The sequence below is a fragment of the Kordiimonas laminariae genome (assembly GCF_023008165.1).
GTDB lineage: Bacteria > Pseudomonadota > Alphaproteobacteria > Sphingomonadales > Kordiimonadaceae > Kordiimonas > Kordiimonas laminariae.
Genome location: NZ_JAKQZA010000003.1, coordinates 491,127 through 507,590, shown reverse-complemented (window position 1 = coordinate 507,590; position 16,464 = coordinate 491,127). Strand labels below are relative to the sequence as shown.

General features: G+C 45.6%; 15 protein-coding genes. 4 read left to right on the top strand and 11 right to left on the bottom strand.

Annotated elements, in window-relative coordinates:
- Nucleotides 1-253 precede the first annotated feature (253 nt).
- The 3 genes from MF542_RS08450 (at nt 254) to MF542_RS08440 (ending at nt 3,076) form a co-directional block, all read left to right on the top strand.
- The gene (locus MF542_RS08450; RefSeq protein WP_247017935.1) at nt 254-1,735 is read left to right on the top strand and encodes a B12-binding domain-containing radical SAM protein; all 1,482 of its coding nucleotides are present in this window, start codon (nt 254-256) and stop codon (nt 1,733-1,735) included.
- A gap of 10 nt (nt 1,736-1,745) precedes the next feature.
- Complete coding sequence (locus MF542_RS08445; protein WP_247017933.1) at nt 1,746-2,117, top strand: 4Fe-4S dicluster domain-containing protein; 372 nt, start codon at nt 1,746-1,748, stop codon at nt 2,115-2,117.
- A gap of 308 nt (nt 2,118-2,425) precedes the next feature.
- Nucleotides 2,426-3,076, top strand: coding sequence for a dioxygenase family protein (locus tag MF542_RS08440; protein ID WP_247017931.1), 651 nt, complete (start codon nt 2,426-2,428; stop codon nt 3,074-3,076).
- A 5-nt stretch (nt 3,077-3,081) separates the two neighbouring features.
- Here MF542_RS08440 and MF542_RS08435 read toward each other — a convergent pair whose 3' ends face one another.
- From MF542_RS08435 to MF542_RS08425, 3 genes are read right to left on the bottom strand one after another with little or no spacing between them, the layout of a single operon-like run.
- Nucleotides 3,082-6,300, bottom strand: coding sequence for an error-prone DNA polymerase (locus MF542_RS08435; protein ID WP_247017929.1), 3,219 nt, complete (start codon nt 6,298-6,300; stop codon nt 3,082-3,084).
- Between the two features lie 7 nt (nt 6,301-6,307).
- Complete coding sequence (locus tag MF542_RS08430; RefSeq protein WP_247017927.1) at nt 6,308-7,870, bottom strand: Y-family DNA polymerase; 1,563 nt, start codon at nt 7,868-7,870, stop codon at nt 6,308-6,310.
- Nucleotides 7,785-8,618 carry an ImuA family protein gene (locus tag MF542_RS08425; RefSeq protein WP_247017925.1) on the bottom strand — a complete coding sequence of 278 codons (834 nt, stop codon included), beginning with the start codon at nt 8,616-8,618 and terminating at the stop codon, nt 7,785-7,787. The genes MF542_RS08430 and MF542_RS08425 overlap by 86 nt, the downstream gene beginning before the upstream one ends.
- A 195-nt stretch (nt 8,619-8,813) precedes the next feature.
- On the opposite strand from MF542_RS08425, the gene rsgA reads away from it, so the two are divergent.
- Complete coding sequence (rsgA, locus tag MF542_RS08420) at nt 8,814-9,890, top strand: ribosome small subunit-dependent GTPase A (RefSeq protein WP_247017923.1); 1,077 nt, start codon at nt 8,814-8,816, stop codon at nt 9,888-9,890.
- 43 nt (nt 9,891-9,933) lie between these two features.
- On the opposite strand, the gene MF542_RS08415 is transcribed toward rsgA, so the two are convergent.
- From MF542_RS08415 to MF542_RS08380, 8 genes are all read right to left on the bottom strand, one after another.
- Complete coding sequence (locus tag MF542_RS08415; RefSeq protein ID WP_247017920.1) at nt 9,934-11,709, bottom strand: sodium:solute symporter family protein; 1,776 nt, start codon at nt 11,707-11,709, stop codon at nt 9,934-9,936.
- Nucleotides 11,709-12,014 (bottom strand): DUF4212 domain-containing protein, encoded by a 306-nt coding sequence (locus tag MF542_RS08410; protein ID WP_247017918.1) that lies wholly within the window; start codon nt 12,012-12,014, stop codon nt 11,709-11,711. The genes MF542_RS08415 and MF542_RS08410 overlap by 1 nt, the downstream gene beginning before the upstream one ends.
- 240 nt (nt 12,015-12,254) lie before the next feature.
- Complete coding sequence (locus MF542_RS08405; RefSeq protein ID WP_247017916.1) at nt 12,255-12,392, bottom strand: hypothetical protein; 138 nt, start codon at nt 12,390-12,392, stop codon at nt 12,255-12,257.
- A 458-nt stretch (nt 12,393-12,850) separates the two neighbouring features.
- The gene (locus MF542_RS08400) at nt 12,851-13,519 is read right to left on the bottom strand and encodes a CPBP family intramembrane glutamic endopeptidase (RefSeq protein ID WP_247017914.1); all 669 of its coding nucleotides are present in this window, start codon (nt 13,517-13,519) and stop codon (nt 12,851-12,853) included.
- Nucleotides 13,520-13,582: 63 nt separating this feature from the next.
- Nucleotides 13,583-13,732 (bottom strand): hypothetical protein, encoded by a 150-nt coding sequence (locus tag MF542_RS08395; RefSeq protein ID WP_247017912.1) that lies wholly within the window; start codon nt 13,730-13,732, stop codon nt 13,583-13,585.
- A gap of 44 nt (nt 13,733-13,776) precedes the next feature.
- Nucleotides 13,777-13,965, bottom strand: coding sequence for a hypothetical protein (locus MF542_RS08390; protein WP_247017911.1), 189 nt, complete (start codon nt 13,963-13,965; stop codon nt 13,777-13,779).
- Nucleotides 13,966-14,027: 62 nt separating this feature from the next.
- Nucleotides 14,028-14,168 (bottom strand): hypothetical protein, encoded by a 141-nt coding sequence (locus tag MF542_RS08385; protein ID WP_247017909.1) that lies wholly within the window; start codon nt 14,166-14,168, stop codon nt 14,028-14,030.
- A gap of 56 nt (nt 14,169-14,224) precedes the next feature.
- Nucleotides 14,225-16,444, bottom strand: a complete 2,220-nt coding sequence (locus tag MF542_RS08380; RefSeq protein ID WP_247017907.1) for a peptidase domain-containing ABC transporter — start codon at nt 16,442-16,444, stop codon at nt 14,225-14,227.
- Between the last annotated feature and the right edge of the window lie 20 nt (nt 16,445-16,464).

The following is a 16,464-nucleotide window of genomic DNA, read 5'->3' as shown; positions in this document are numbered from 1 at the left end:
CGCAGATTGCCTAGATCCTTTGCCTGGCTGACCAACCACGAAGGGGAGACTAACCCTCCCCACAATACCACCTTAACTCGACCTGCAAGAGCATTTTTTCCTAAAGTCGGATAGTTAGCTAGGCTAACTGGATCAAAGAAAGTATATTTTAATATTTGGCTGTTTAGATGGCCAACGTACTATAGTTGGCATGGAATTTGTTTTGTCGATAGGGAACTGTGGGTGCTTATTAAGTGAGGGATGGCTCTATAAAATGGATAAGAAACTAAAAATTCTACTTTGGAAACCTGGTGTCTATGACATGACTAGAGGAGAATTACCTACTATAGGGTTAAGTATACTGGCAACCTCGGCTATTAATGCCGGGCATGAGGCAGTGGTTGCCGATCACCATTTCAGCCCGCCACCTGAAGATAAAGCCGAAGAAGCAATCCTGGACCTTTTAGACGAACATAAACCCGATATTCTTGGTATTTCAGCTGTTTCGTATGAATGGACCATGCCGAGGGTGCAAGCCGCACTAAATGCTGCTAAGGAACGGAATATTCAGGTATGGCTCGGTGGCCCGCAAGCAGTTGCTTACAGCGATAAGTTGGTAGAGGACGATCGCCTGACAAAAATTGTTATCGGCGAAGCAGATGGTCGATTTAATAAAATTTTAGAGGCCGAAGAAAAAATTATTCACTTGGGCCGTAGCCCCAGCTTCGATCGACCAACATTTACGGCGATGATCGATCATGAAGAATTGACCACCTATCCACTTTTTGTATCCAGAGGGTGTCATTATAACTGTACTTTCTGCGCTGCTACAAAAGTTTTCGGCAATCGCTGGCGTGCAAGAGAATTATCACCAGAGTTGTGGGATGAAATAGACCAGATTGCAGTAAACCACCCGAAATGTAAGACCATCTCGATCATTGATGACGCATTCACACAGGATATGGATCACGCTAAGAATTTTCTGAAAGAGTATTTGAGGCGAGGATACCCCTATCAGGTAAGTGTCTTTAATGTACGGGCAGACTATCTGGATGAAGAGATACTGTTACTCCTTAAAAAAACAGGCGTTGAAACGCTTGCAGTAGGTATAGAATCAGCTGACCCTGAAGTGTTTCGGATGTTGCGCAAAGGCGAGAAACTGGAAACGATCGAAACTGCCATTAGGCTTATTCAAAAAGCTGGTTTAGTACCTTGGTTGAATATGGTTATTGGATTGCCGGGCGATAATATTGAAGCCCACCGGAGATCTCTTGATTGGGTATTACAGTTTGACCAGCCACGCGTGATACAATGGAACATATTTTCACCCTTCCGCGGCACTATGGCTTATGATTATTTCGTTAAAACCGGGGATATTGAAGATGGGTTTACTCCGCCCTTTTGGGGGAGATATGAGCAGTTGCCAGATGATGGTATGTTTGATGCCGCTGATTTTTCCAGAGAAGAAAAATCACTTGCTCAATTAGAGGCCTTTCTGAAGTGTAATGTTCCGATCATCATTCTGAGTGACAAGAAAGTCAGAGCTCTATGTAAAGAGCATGGCATGTGGGATTTGTATGAAGAGTGGCGAAAAAATGCGCCGATAAAAGAGTTTCTGGAAAATACGGTGCCGAATAAAGTTGAAAAAGGGCAGGAAAGTATTTCACAAGAAGACTATAACTCGCTTATGGCAGAGTTTGTAAACGATAATCAGTATCCAACTGATCCGTTTGTTTACAAAACGGTTTCACCTTAGGAATTCCTTGATGACGTATGTTGTTTGTGAGCCTTGTGTTCAGTGTAAACATGGTGATTGTGTAGATGCTTGTCCGGTTGATTGTTTTTATCAGGATGAGGAGATGCTATATATCAACCCTGAGGAATGTATTGATTGTGATGCCTGCGCAAGATTTTGTCCGGTAGATGCTATTTTTATCGATTCTGAAGTACCTGAAAAATGGCAGTCTTATATTAAAATAAATGCAGATTTTCAGTTCACGGAAGAAAGCCGGGTTTTAGAAGCCAAGGATGTAGTCCCTGGCCCTAAGTTAGATTCGCAAAAAGCTGAGGAAAATGAGGAAACTCATCTACCGTATAAAATTCTGTTGGAAGAAAAGAACAAAGCCGGAGCCTCATAGAGGCTTTTGTGGTGTTTGAGAGCTTCCTCATTATACAGCCTGTTATCTCGTAACTTCAAACATTCCATTTGAAGACTAAAACGTACGAAACCCCGGTTAGATTTTAGTCGGGGTTTTGGCTTTTTGAATAGTATAATGACTTTTTCATAGTTTACTTGTTGTCGTCATCCTCGACTATTTCTTTGATACTGTAATATCGGGCGTTGATCCATTTTGTGGTATCATTTGCCCAAATGAGGCTGGCAGATGTTGTTTGTCCTGACATTATTGATTGTTGATAAGATAATAATACTGTCATGGAGAGCGAGATGGAAAATTCAAACATATCAAGAAGGCGGATGGTACGGCTTCTGGGCGCTTTGCCTGTTGCTGGCGTTGTGGGGGCTTTCACCAGTAAAGCAGAGATGCTGCAAGCTGATGCTCGGACGGTTACACCGCCCCAAACGGAAGGGCCGTTTTACCCACGAACCAAGCCTGTTGATATTGATAATAATCTAACCTTAATGGGACAGAGGGCTGAGCGCGCGACTGGTGAGCAATTGGAATTGCTAGGCAGAGTGGTAGACAGGCATGGTAATCATCTCAGCGGAGCGAAGGTGGAAATCTGGCACTGTGATCACTTAGGTGTTTACCACCATGTGGGGCTTGATGATACTCAGGATGAGCACTTTCAGGGGTATGGTGAAACCCGCTGTGACAGTGAAGGAAAATACCGTTTTTTAACGGTGCAGCCGGGGCTTTATCCGGGACGGACACGCCATATCCATTTCAAGGTATTTGCGGAAGGACACCGTACGCTTACGTCCCAGCTTTATTTTGAACAAGATATGAAAGCAAATCTCAGGGACGGTATATACCGGAGGTTTACAAGCGCGGAAAAGAAAGCCGTAACAATGCAGGCTAACCCAGCGAGTGACGGTAAAGGACGTTCAGGCTTTTTTGAGATTGTAGTCGCTTAAAAGCATTAATGAAAATCGCGGCTGCGGGGTATAAGGTCTTTTACATTCCTTGGGTGCCCGCCGCTGCGATACGCTGGTAATTGCAAGCTGGCCTCTGCATCATTTTCCAGACCGTCAGAGAGTTTTAAAAGTTCAGTAGAAGCATCCGAAAGGTCGTTTGCCACTAGATGGGTGACGCCGCTTTCGTGTTGAAGTTTACCTTCGATAATAAGCAGACGGCTACTCATTACTGTGGCACGCTGGTTTTCAAATACCTTCTTCCATACCACCACATTAGCTACTCCAGTTTCGTCTTCGACAGTCAGGAAAATAACACCCTTAGCACTACCGGGCCGTTGGCGTACCAGCACAAGGCCTGCAACTGTTGCTTTTGCTCCATCTTTTAAGTTGGTGATATCAGCACAGCGTAGAATGCCTTTATGTTCAAGGGTGGGACGCAGAAAGCTAAGCGGGTGTGCCTTGAGGGATAACCTCATGCTCTGGTAATCATTCACAACATGTTCTGAAAGCGGCATTGTTGGGAGTTCAGTTTCTGGTTCAACATCTTTGTCTTTGGTATCTGCGTGAGAAAATAGTGGAAGGTCTGGACTGTCTATCAAACCGCGCACTTGCCAAAGTGCTTGTCTGCGATCAAGCCCACAGGAACGAAAAGCATCTGCTTCAGCCAGCTTTTCAATTTGGGCTACAGGTAAGCGTGTGCGTATATGCAGGTCTTCTACATCAGTATAAGGGCGCAGACGGTTATCAGTAAGTGTGTTGGCGTTATCTTCGCTGATACCTTTGATTTGCCGAAACCCTAGCCTGAGCGCCCACCCCCAGCGGTTGTCAGGCTCTGGTTCCAGAAGATTATTCCATGTACTGATGTTGATATCCACTTCGCGCGCCTTCACACCATGTTCTCGTGCATCCCTTACAATTTGCGCTGGCGCATAAAAACCCATGGGCTGGGAATTCAGGAGTGCGCAGGCGAATACATGAGGAAAATGGCACTTTAGCCAAGCGGAGGCATACGCAAGCATCGCGAATGCGGCAGCATGACTTTCAGGAAAGCCATAATCTGCAAAGCCGCCAATTTGCTTAAAACAGCGTTCAGCAAAATCCAGCTCATACCCGCGTGAGGTCATACCGTTGATGAACTTCTCCTGAAATTTATGGATTGTACCTTGGTTCCGGAAAGAAGCCATGGAGCGGCGAAGTTGATCTGCCTCTTCTGGTGTGAAGCCTGCTGCTACAATGGCAATGCGCATGGCTTGTTCTTGAAACAGGGGCACCCCATAGGTGCGTTCCAGTACCTCATTAAGCTCGTCAGCAGAGCCAAAGCGTGGGTCACGTTTGGGTAATTCTCGTTTCTCCAACCCTTGGCGTCGCCTGAGGTAAGGGTGCACCATATCACCCTGTATAGGCCCGGGTCGCACAATAGCCACTTGCACTACAAGATCATAGAATACATTTGGCCGAAGGCGCGGTAACATGCTCATTTGCGCGCGGCTTTCCACCTGAAACACACCAATAGTATCTGCCTTATGTAACATTTTATAGGTTGGCCGATCATCAGTCGGAATATTTTCCAGCGTATAGAGTTTGTTGTGGCAGGCCTGGATCATCTGGAAGGATTTTCGGATGCAGGTAAGCATACCAAGTGACAGTACATCTACTTTGAGAATTTCAAGTGCATCCAAATCGTCTTTGTTCCATTCAATAACAGTGCGGTCCTGCATTGCCGCATTCTGGATAGGTACAATTTCATGGAGGGGTGTTTCCGTGAGTACAAAACCACCTACATGCTGGGATAGATGCCTTGGAAACCCGATAATTTCATGAGCTAGATTTAAAGTTTGGCGTAAACGGTTGTCATTCGGATCAAATCCTGCTTCTTCCACTTGGCTATCAGGTATTTCCTTGCCGTATGAGCCCCACACCGTGCCGGACAGGGCTCCGATCATATCTTCTGATAATCCCATAACTTTTCCCACCTCGCGAATGGCGCTACGTGCACGATAGGTGATGAGGGTTGCCGTAAGGCCAGCGTGTGCTCTACCGTATTTCTTATAGATATACTGGATTACTTCTTCGCGGCGTTCATGTTCAAAATCTACATCAATATCGGGCGGTTCTGAGCGAGCATCAGAGATAAAACGTTCAAACAGCAAATCTACTTGCTCAGGATTTACATCAGTGATGCGGAGTGCAAAACAGATGAGAGAGTTCGCCGCAGAGCCGCGTCCCTGGCAGAGGATTTTATTGGTGCGAGCATATTCAACAATATCATTTACAGTAAGGAAGTAAGGAGCGTAATTCTTACGGCTTACAATCGCCAGTTCGTGAGCCAGTGTTTTTTTAATAGAAGCTGGAACCTTTCCATTTTCATAACGCTCTTTGATACGAGACCACACAAGATTTTCCAGATGTTCCTGCGGGGTGATATCTTTTGAAACTGCTTCTTTGGGGTAATTATAGCGCAGTTCATCAAGGCTGAAGTTACAGGCTTCTTTAATAGCCATCGTATTTTTAAGTGCCTCGGGATGGTCAGAGAACAGGCGTTCCATCTCATGAGCAGGTTTTAGAAAGCGTTCTGCATTCTGTTGCAGCAGATAACCTGCTTCTTCAATGGTTTTATGTTCGCGGATACAGTTTATTACATCAGCAATTTGCCTGCGCTCCGGGGCGTGAAACAGGATATTGCCAGTAGCAACCAGTGGAACATGTGCTTGTGCTGCCGTGTAGGCTAACCAGGCAATACGGCGCTTATCATTTCCCTGATAGCTATAGCTTGCCGCCAGATACAGGTCTGTATTTAGTTGCTCCTTGATAAGGGGTAATTCGGTGTGGAGTGCGCCGGATACGGTTTCAGGAAGTAATGTGAAGATTATACCTTCGGAGAAAGCAGTTACATCGCTCAGATAAAGATAGCATGATCCTTTCTCTGCACGCCGATTACCGATGGTAAGAAGTTCTGTGAGACGAGCATAGGCAGCTTTATCTGTGGGATAAGCAAGAAGCGACAAGCCACACACAAGATCAAGCCGACAAGCGGGGATATAGGTCATGTCATGGGTTTTGGCTGCACCATGAGCGCGCACGATACCTGCCACTGTATTACGATCGGTAATCGCTGCAGCGGATAAGCCTATCGCTTTTGCACTTATTATCAGTTCTTCAGGGAATGAAGCCCCGCGCAGAAAGCTGAAATTGCTGCTAATTTGTAATTCTGCATATTCGACCATGGCACACTCACGCAAAAAAGCCGTGCATAAACCATTGTGGCTGGGTGCTTTGTTTCCGATTTTCAGAAGGGCGAACGCCTTTGATTGGATAAAGGCCCGAACGGAAAAGCCATAACCGAGCGCCGCTTTTTACTTCTACCTGATAATAATCACGTGTTGGGTCTTCGGAGTTTATCCACCATTCTGGGGCAATGCGTTCTGGCCCCTCGGCTTTTGCGACTAAATGTTCAACCCGGCGCCAACGGAACCGTTTTGGTGCCCCTTCTGGTACTTCAGCCATCACGTGAATAGCTTCCGGGCGCAAGAGCAGTCTGATAGGACGTATAGGTAAGGTGGAAGGATATTCTTCCCAATGAAGTTCGTTGGTTTGAAGTGAAGTGAAGGTTTGCGCCTGTTCAGGAATATAGCTTTGGCGGTGTTTAATTTTCCTGACAGACGAAGGGCCAAGGCGGGCACCAATACGGTCAAGAAATTCAGTGATTGAATGCTCGGCGTGTGCTTTTGCGCTGCTGGTTTGTTCAGGCGGCAAATGGGTGGTTTCCTCTGCGCTTAACAACAGAAGATCAAAGCCAAATTCTGCTTCCAGATCAGGTAGCTTTTCCTCAAGAAGCCGCATCAGGTGTTTTTGGTCTCGGCTTGGCTTATTGGTGCCAATCATTAGTTTCTGCACACTGCCGTCTACACGAAAACCGTAGAGAGCTAATCGCATAACACCCTTATCCGCTTCAGCAAGAAGATCAGTAAGTTCGAGTAATAACTCCTTGATAGCGGTACTAACCATTTCCTGTAGTTGTAGTGGTTCGCTGAAGGCCATACGTACTTGCCATTCAGGTAATAATGTAAAAGGAATGATGGGTTCATCGCGGCGGCCTTCAGCCTGATCCATTCTTGTAATCAGCGCTTCTATCTTCTTGCTGTCTTTGCCTCGAAAGCGCTGCATTAGGGATGCTCGCGGTAAGTCAAAAAGCTGCCCTGCTTTTTTCAATCCCAGCTTAAAAAGCATTTGCTGCATACCATCATCAAGCTGTAGGGCTGCCATGGTTAAGTTACTCAGTATGGCTTGGCTTTCTGTAGGGTTTTTAGTTATTGTTCCGGGTATGTAATGAGAAAAGGCCCAAGCCATGCGGCGATTTTCCGCCATAGAAATTTGGCTGTTTATACCGCTGTCCCTTAGGCGGGTTTTGATACTATCAAGCATAGCTTCTTCACCACCAAACAGGTGGGTGCATCCAGTGACATCAAGCAGTATGCCATCGTCACCATCCACTGCTACCAAAGGGGTATAACGAATGAACCAACGGGTGAGGTCTTCCAGCTTTTGCTGGTCAGCTTCCGGGGTTGAGGGAGCAACATGAAGTACAGGATGAATGGCACGTGCTTCAGCTAAGGTCATACCAACCCGCAACCCTATTCTGTGGGCGGCAGGGCAAACAGCATATAAGGTCTGAGTTTGTCGTTCGCTAGCCGTGAGAGCAAAAGGCTCGTCAAATGGCTGCTTGTGCAATCGGTGTGATCGACGCCACTGGTCGATCGGCCACAGGGGAAGCCATATAGAGATAATCCGGCGCATGGAACCATTCCATTGTCTGAGTGATTGGGCGTTTCCCCCCGCGATGTTTTGTAAGAGCAGCACTGAGGACTGCATGCCCTGGTGCCTGCTCATTAAAGAAAGAGTGGTGGCTTTCTCCCGCTTCAGTTTGCCAGCGCGTGTAAGCCGCTGATGAGGGAGCATGTTCTGATCGCATTAAAAGAAGGCACCGGGTGTTATGGTCTTGCGCTGTAATAGTAAGGCGCCGGCTGGAAGTAAGATCCATTTGTGTTACTTCCCCAACAACAGCACTGATGGCATTCACCTTGAGGCCTTCTTCTATAGCCCACAAAGCTTCTTTTTCATCGCGGCACATCACAAATAATAACCGTTCCGGTGTTATGCCTTGCGCATGCAGACCGGGGCCATAAGGTACACCATAATCATAGGAGAACCGGCGTGTGGTAACCCAGAGAACAGGTGCTGTATTTTCTTTCTCAATAGAGAGCAAAAGTGCCATTGCTGCTGCTGTATCTATAGGCTTCTGTGCCCATATTTCATGAACACCGCTTTGTCTTAATTCGCCGAAATCAAGTGTTGAAGTAGCGTGAACAAGGGTATTTTCTGTTTCCATATCCCATGTGGGAGTTTTGCCTTCTTCTTCAATTTTCGCCACCATATGGCGTAGTTTTTTCAAAGCCTCTATTTTGTTATTAGAGCTTGCGCTGCCAGTTTGGTGTTCCTCATATGTATTATCATTATGGGCGATAAACACCGTTCTTTCCTTCATGTTTGATTCTTTTGTTCACTATATGTTCTCATTAAAAAAGAGTCAATTCACTCACGAAAGTGAAGGTTAATCTTCAGATCTGGGTGTAATTTTTCAGTAGGGTAAAATTAATTGGGCCTGATGCTATTCTTTGTTTCACCAGTCGGCGATAAAATGTTGTAATAACAAAGGAAGTAGGTGAGATATGAAATCAGTATGACACATTCTGGACCAGCAGATTTTAGTGCCCTTTTCAGTTTAGGACTGTCTTCCTTTTTTCTTCAGCAACTGAGTGTGGAAGAAAGAACGGAAGGAAAACTTGCGCGTGTTGTTGAGGTGCAGCGGTCGCAGGTCACAGCAAATGATGGAATAGATGAATGGATCATCCCACTTGGCGGTAATTGGTATCAATTACCTGCGGAACAACGTCCCACCATTGGTGATTGGGTGTTGCTGGATGCAAAGCGTGAAAAAGTCCTGAGGTTACTTGAGCGGAAAAGCGTTTTCAGGCGCGTAGCTGCGGGCCCGAAGGTTGATCTGCAATTGATTGCCGCAAATGTTGATACGCTGTTTATTGTTACTTCCTGTAATGAAGAATTTAACGAATCTCGTCTGGAGCGGTATCTGGCACTGGCTTATGAGGTGGACGTGTATCCCGTAGTGGTGATGACCAAAACCGATATGGCAGAGAATGCAGAAAGCTACCGCAGGCGAGTACAGGCGATGAAGCCTGATCTGGTGGTTGAGCTTGTTAATGCCCTTGATGTGGAAGATGTGCAAAAACTGGCAAGCTGGGTTTCAAAGGGGTCCACGGTGGCGCTTGTCGGGTCATCAGGGGTTGGAAAATCAACACTTGTAAATTCGCTTTCCGGCCAAAAACTTACTGAAACCAGTGATATTCGGGAAAAGGATGCAAAAGGGCATCATACGACCAGTTACCGCGCACTCTATCCGTTATCATCTGGTGGTGTACTCCTTGATGTGCCAGGTATGCGAGAGGTGAAAGTTGCGCACCTAAGTACATCCCTTGCGGAAGTTTTTGATGATATTGAAGCTATCGCCCAGCACTGTAAATTCAGGAACTGCGCGCATGTGGAAGAGCCCGGCTGTGCTGTAAGAGCTGCCCTTGAAGCAGGAGAGCTTGACCCTCGACGCCTGAAAAATTACCAGAAGCTTATTCTTGAAGAAGCGAGAAATACTTCGTCCTTATCAGAGCAGCGACACAGAGACCGTCAATTCAGTAAAATGGTGCGGCGTCATGTGAAAGCTAAAAAAGGACAGCAACGTTCATAGAAAAAAGGCGCATGACTGCTTATCCATGCGCCTTTCTGTTTTTTTAGTGCTTGTGCCCAGCACCAGCGCCTGAAGGAATACGAATAGTATCCACAAGCTCTTGCACCTCAGCGGGTGGTGCACTGCTGGCTTTTGAAACGGCGGTTGCTACCAGGAAGTTCAGTACCATACCCAGAGAACCAATACCTTCAGGTGATATACCAAACCACCAGTTTGCCGCTGTGTTTGCCTCTGGCGCGATGAACTTGAAATAAACGATATAAGCAAAGGTGAAAAGAAGCCCCACCAACATGCCAGCAATCGCGCCTTCCTTGTTCATCCGGCGTGAGAAAATACCCATGAGGATTGCAGGAAACAGGCTTGCAGCCGCAAGGCCAAAAGCGAAGGCCACCACTTGCGCGACAAACCCAGGTGGGTTGATGCCCAAATACCCTGCCACCCCGATGGCACAGGCTGCGGCAATGCGAGCATAAAGAAGTTCTTCCTTGTCAGTAATTTCAGGCTTGAAGGTTTTCTTCATCAGGTCATGGCTGACAGCAGAAGAAATCACTAGAAGAAGGCCTGCCGCGGTGGAAAGGGCAGCAGCTAAACTGCCAGCGGCTACAAGTGCGATCACCCAGTCTGGTAGTTTGGCAATTTCAGGATTTGCGAGCACCATGATATCGCGGTCAACATATACTTCGTTAGCGCTTGTGGTAACAGAATTGGTTATAACACGTTCACCGTTCGGGCCTCGTTTTTCGCCATCAAAAGTGGGTTTGCCGTCAAATGGTGCGCCTGCGCGGTATTGAATATTGCCGTCACCGTTTTTATCGGTCCAACCAACAAGGCCAAGGTCTTCCCAGTTTTTGAACCACTGAGGTGTTTCCGCGTAAGCTGTTTCATTTACTTCGTTAATGAAATTGATGCGGGCGAAAGCACCAACGGCAGGTGCAGTGGTATAGAGAATCGCAATAAATACCAGCGCCCACCCCGCTGATTTACGAGCATCAGACACTTTGGGGACCGTGAAGAAACGGACGATCACATGCGGCAGGCCTGCGGTACCCACCATCAGGGCTGCGGTAATTGCGAAGATATCGGTAGTGGATTTGGTGCCTTCCGTGTAGGCGGTGAAGCCTAAATCTGTTAGCACACTATCCAGCTTTCCGAGCACTGTTAAGCCTGAACCATCTGTGACTTCGGAACCGAGCCCGAACTGAGGCACAGGGTTGCCTGTAATAAGCATGGAAATAAAAATGGCAGGAACAGTATAGGCGAAAATAAGCACACAGTACTGCGCTACCTGTGTGTAGGTAATACCTTTCATGCCGCCGAGTACCGCATACATGAAAACAATAGCCATGCCGATGATCACGCCGAGATCAATATCTACTTCAAGGAAGCGAGAGAACACGATGCCTACCCCGCGCATCTGCCCTGCTACATAGGTGAAGCTGATAAAGATAAGGCAGATAACAGCCACAAGACGGGCAGCATCACTATAGTACCGATCACCAATGAAATCAGGCACGGTGAATTTGCCGAACTTTCTGAGATAAGGCGCAAGAAGGAGTGCGAGCAGCACATAGCCGCCTGTCCAGCCCATCAGGTAAACGGAGCCATCATACCCAAGGAAGGCAATAAGCCCCGCCATGGAGATAAAGGAGGCCGCGCTCATCCAGTCAGCTGCGGTGGCCATACCGTTCACAACAGGGTGCACACCGCCGCCTGCCACATAAAACTCTTTTGTGGAACCAACACGGGACCAGATGGCAATACCGATATAAAGCGCAAAACTGATGCCTACGAAAATATAGGTGAGGGTTGAAGCATCCATCAGGCATCTCCCTCATCATCAACGCCGTATTTGCGGTCAAGCTTCCGCATGGCGGAGGTATAGACAAATATCAGGGCTACAAAGACATAGATGGAACCTTGCTGTGCGAACCAGAACCCGAGCTTCACTCCAAAGAGTTCAATGGTGTTAAGTTCATCAACGAATAGAATGCCAGCACCGAAGGACACAACAAACCAAACCGCTAATAGTTTAAGGAGTAAGGCGATATTGGCTTTCCAGTAATCGTTTGATCGTTCACTGATATCTTTTGATGTGGTTTCTTCTTTCACCTCAGGTGATTGCATATAGCCCTCCAGCTTCCCTGTTCCCAAAAGGAATATGAAAACAGGGGCGGAAGGAATGCAAGCAGAATAGCTGTTTTATTTATGGCGGTGCAGTTATTGGAACAGGCTTTGGCCTATATGGTGGCCATATTCATACCCTACTGAAAAACTAAGTAAAAGTATGAACCCCAGTGCACTGGCAACGATCAGGTGGTGCGGTTTAATTTCAGTTTTTTGCATTACATTGCCCGACGGAAAAGCTTATTGAGTGGTCAGTAAGATATAAGCAGTGGTTAAGGTCAGCCCGAGGACGATAAAAACAGTTACCTGCCAAGGTTTCACAGTTGTGGTCAGAAAACCTTCTTTAAAATCGGCAATCAAATCATTTTTTAATGCCACTTTCTTAACCCTTTGTAGTGTCGTGTTCGATAGATATGGGCTGCTTAATTTGAAAGGTGTGTCCGTTTCATCAAAGAAATACTCGCTATATCTCCATATAGATGAATTACAGAAAATATTTCTTAATTAAAAGGAGTCCAAGGATAGCCAGCCCGATATAGACACCAAAAGAGACCCCTTCCTTGAAGCCTAAGCGTAATCCGGTTTTAAAGTATGCGTTCATTTGGAGCATTTTCTGTTCTCTTTAGTGCGTCAGACTTAATTATGCTTGAGTACTAAATCTTTGCCAAAAACATAACTGCAAATTGGCACCACAGTTAATACGATTAAAAACTGCGGTCGCGAAGTATTACTCTTCTGGTTATCGTTATTTTTATAATGGCGCTTGAAGCCTTTGCAAGGTTTGCATTCAGATCATCATGCAAAAAAGAAAGAGAGAAATTGCATTAGCGAATAGGTTAACTGAATATCAGATAAATCTGTATTCCATTATGAACCGCATGGGCTATAAGAGGTGCAAGAATGCTTTTGTATTTTACCCGCAAGTAAGAATAAGCTAAACCCGCCCCGAAAATGCTAAATTGCGCCATGACTGGATAGTCATAATGAATACTTGCCCATATTAAAGAAGTTAAAATAGTTGCCAGCACCACGCCAATTTTAGAAATCATAGGCACAAACAATAATTGCCGGAATATAAATTCTTCCGCGATAGGTGCTAAAACCACTGAAAATATTATTGCTTCCCATAGTTCTGTTTTAGCTATGGATTCATTAGATTTAACGGCAAAATCACTTATAAAAATTTGGGAAAAAATTTCTGCGCAAATAACAATGATTAAGGAATATGTAAATATATCTCTATATGGAAGCTTTTTCGTTATGCCCATTACTTTGAGGGTATCGCTTTTGAATTTTTTATAATGAAGCAAAGAAACTGTAATAATCAAAATAGAAAAAATCAGTGCACCAGAGTATGCATCATTAGTTTCAAGAAAATCGGGCCAAATTATAAATGCTGCAAAAACACATAAGAAAGAAATCATAACTGAAATAAAAAGAGTTATGATCGACTGGCTTAGTGAAAAATATGTAATATTTGGACTTGAATTAATCGTCTTATTCATAAAATTGCCCTTGTATGGTAAGAAGGTTGGGCGGCATAGAATTACACCGCCTAACATTATTGATTAATCTAGAAAGAAGCCAAGTGCGCGGGCTTTTTCTTCAAGATCATAATATGCGTGCCTAGCAACTCTGCCGACCCATTTGCCAGCATCGTGAATTATGCCGCCGCCAGTTACTAATGCTACTTCTGTATCACTCAGTTCTCTAATCATGTCTTTATCTCCATTTGAATTTAACACTAAAATGATTGTTGTATTTATCCGTAGGGTGAGTTCCAACCTTCTTTGAAACCTTCAGCAAATTCATCAATAAGCGCGATAGCGCCAACAGCCTCTAAAAGCCCCCGAATGCATCTAATGCCTAAGCCAGCAGAAACTTCATTGATTTCATCAATGGTTAATTCCTGAATCTGGGTGTCATTGCGATTATCTGTAGTAATGCTCATATTACTATCTCCGTTTTATTGGGTTAAATTTCGACTTACAGTGCCAAAGTTCCAAGGAACTGTTAGGCTATCAATTCGTTGAATGTCTCTTCTACATTCTTCCAAATTTCTTCCCAGCTTAAACCACCACTTACACTTGTAGTATCTTCAGAGTTGATTTCTTCAATCTGATTTTCATTGTAATTATCAATATTATCAGTCATATGACTGCCTCCATTTCTTCATGTTATGGATTGGGGCGAATGGAATGGTTTAGCGGTCATCCATTCGCTCCTTCAGTTTGCAGAGATGAACCATTCATGCCTGCCTTCATGCTATCAGTAGTTTGCAAATGTTCACTGACAGCATTGAAGCTCTCTAAATTCTGTTGTGTGTTGATTTGTTCCGCAAGCTCACCGCCTTTCATCTCCAGCACACGGTTAGCGGAGCGGATGGTTTCTGGCCTGTGGGCGATAATGATGCGAGTGATACCGAGGTTCGCGATTGATTGGTTCACCATGTGCTCGGTTGCCACATCCAGATGTGCAGTACCTTCATCCATAAACAGGATCTTGGGTTGTCTGTAGAGCGCGCGGGCCAGCATAATACGCTGTTTTTGGCCGCCGCTGAGGGCCGAACCCATATCCCCTACAAGGCTTTCATAGTTCATAGGCATTGCCATGATTTCATTATGAATCTGGGCGGCTTTCGCAGCTGCTATCACGCGTTCCATATCGGTTTCCGGGTCGAAAAAGGCGATGTTCTCGGAGATGGAACCTGCAAAAAGATCATCTTCCTGCATAACCACACCAATATGTTTGCGGTATTTGGTAAGTCCATAATCTGAAAGAGATGTATCCCCGAGCAGCACCTGGCCTTCATTTGGTTTAAAAAGCCCGGTCATAATCTTGAGCAGCGTTGTTTTTCCGCATCCACTTGGGCCTGCGATCGCAACAGATTCTCCAGTTTTAATGTGCAGGTTCACGTTTTTAAGAACGTCCGGTGTGTTGTCAGCGTATCTGTAACGAATATTCTGGAGGATGATTTCACCCGTAAGCGGTGGTTGTTCAACGGTTTGCGGTATATCCAGAGGCTGTTCTTCCTGTTCCGCATGGGCGATATCTGCGATACGCTCAAGATGCAGGCTGAGCATGCGGTATTCTATGGCCTTTTCAACAAGCGCTGTTGCTTTATCGGTGAAGTTCCGTTTGTACGCCATAAAGGCAAAAATCATTCCCACGCTAAAATCAGCGCTTAATACCATCTGCACTGCCACATAAATAAGAATGATATGTTCAATGCCGAAGATGCCTGAATTTGCGCTCTGAAACCAGATGCCGAGCTTTGAATTTTTGGCATTGGTATTGATCACTTCGGCATAGCGGTTCTGCCACATGCCTGTACGTTCGCTTTCACCGCCAAACAGTTTCAAACTGGTCATGCCGCGAACAGTTTCCATAAAGGTTGTTTGTTCTTTTGCTCGTGCGATGATGGCATCTTCCTGCGCTTGCCGGAAAGGGCGGTAAAACATCATCCGAAGGACCAGATAAAGCGCCCATGCAGTAAGTGCGATTGCAGCCAGCGTAGGGCTGTAGATAAACATCAGCACAAGTGTGGTAAGAGCCATCATACCGTCAATCAGGCTGGCAATTAGCCCTTCTGTGAGCATGGCCTTAATCGGTTCCATGGAACCAAAACGTGAGACAATATCGCCAATATGGCGCTTCTCGAAGAAATCAATGGGCAATTTAAGAAGGTGTCGGAAAAGATTTCCAACCATCTGGTAACTCATCATGCTACCGAAATAGAGCAGCACATACCCTCGCAGAGTTTGTGTAAGTACATTGATAAGGGTGAAGCCAGCGAACCCTAATGCGAGTACAAAAAGAAGGTCTGTATCAAATTTGGTAAGCACTTCGTCCACAGCAATTTGCAGATAAAAAGGGCTTGCGAGTACAAAAAGCTGCAATACAACAGACAGAATGAAAACCTGAACGAGGTTTCGTTTGAGGCCAAACATACGGCCCCATAAATCTGTCAGGCGAAGTGTGGTTTTTTCTTCCCGTTTTTCGAATGTTTCTGACGGTGTGAGTTCAAGCGCAACCCCTGTAAAGTGATCAGAAAATTCTTCAGTGGTATAGGTTCGTTCACCAAGAGCAGGATCATGAACCACCATTTTGTTTTTGCCAACAGATTTAAGCACCACAAAATGGCTCATATCCCAATGAAGAACGGCAGGTAATTTTACCTGATCAATCATCTCTAGGGGTACTTTAATTGGGCGCGTGGCAAATTCCATTTTGGTTGCCACTTCAATAATATGTCTCAGGGTCATACCTTGAAGCCCGGCCGCGTATCTGCGGCGTAAAGTGGCGAGGTCGGTTTTGAAACCATAATACCCCGCCACCATAGCTAAAGATGCAAGCCCACACTCAGCCGCTTCATTCTGCCGAATAAGCGGAAGGCGTGATTTGCCGGAAAGATTGAGTGTGGACTGCATATTTTAGCCTGAAGTATTTG

Bases quoted from the DNA above. Each gene is read 5' to 3' on its own strand.
- MF542_RS08425 (WP_247017925.1), bottom strand. From the start codon at position 8,618: ATGAAGGAAAGAACGGTGTTTATCGCCCATAATGATAATACATATGAG.
- MF542_RS08395 (WP_247017912.1), bottom strand. From the start codon at position 13,732: ATGATTAGAGAACTGAGTGATACAGAAGTAGCATTAGTAACTGGCGGC.
- MF542_RS08390 (WP_247017911.1), bottom strand. From the start codon at position 13,965: ATGAGCATTACTACAGATAATCGCAATGACACCCAGATTCAGGAATTA.
- MF542_RS08440 (WP_247017931.1), top strand. From the start codon at position 2,426: ATGGAAAATTCAAACATATCAAGAAGGCGGATGGTACGGCTTCTGGGC.
- MF542_RS08385 (WP_247017909.1), bottom strand. From the start codon at position 14,168: ATGACTGATAATATTGATAATTACAATGAAAATCAGATTGAAGAAATC.
- MF542_RS08445 (WP_247017933.1), top strand. From the start codon at position 1,746: ATGACGTATGTTGTTTGTGAGCCTTGTGTTCAGTGTAAACATGGTGAT.
- MF542_RS08430 (WP_247017927.1), bottom strand. From the start codon at position 7,870: ATGCGCCGGATTATCTCTATATGGCTTCCCCTGTGGCCGATCGACCAG.
- MF542_RS08400 (WP_247017914.1), bottom strand. From the start codon at position 13,519: ATGAATAAGACGATTAATTCAAGTCCAAATATTACATATTTTTCACTA.
- MF542_RS08415 (WP_247017920.1), bottom strand. From the start codon at position 11,709: ATGGATGCTTCAACCCTCACCTATATTTTCGTAGGCATCAGTTTTGCG.
- MF542_RS08380 (WP_247017907.1), bottom strand. From the start codon at position 16,444: ATGCAGTCCACACTCAATCTTTCCGGCAAATCACGCCTTCCGCTTATT.
- rsgA (WP_247017923.1), top strand. From the start codon at position 8,814: ATGACACATTCTGGACCAGCAGATTTTAGTGCCCTTTTCAGTTTAGGA.
- MF542_RS08435 (WP_247017929.1), bottom strand. From the start codon at position 6,300: ATGGTCGAATATGCAGAATTACAAATTAGCAGCAATTTCAGCTTTCTG.
- MF542_RS08450 (WP_247017935.1), top strand. From the start codon at position 254: ATGGATAAGAAACTAAAAATTCTACTTTGGAAACCTGGTGTCTATGAC.
- MF542_RS08410 (WP_247017918.1), bottom strand. From the start codon at position 12,014: ATGCAATCACCTGAGGTGAAAGAAGAAACCACATCAAAAGATATCAGT.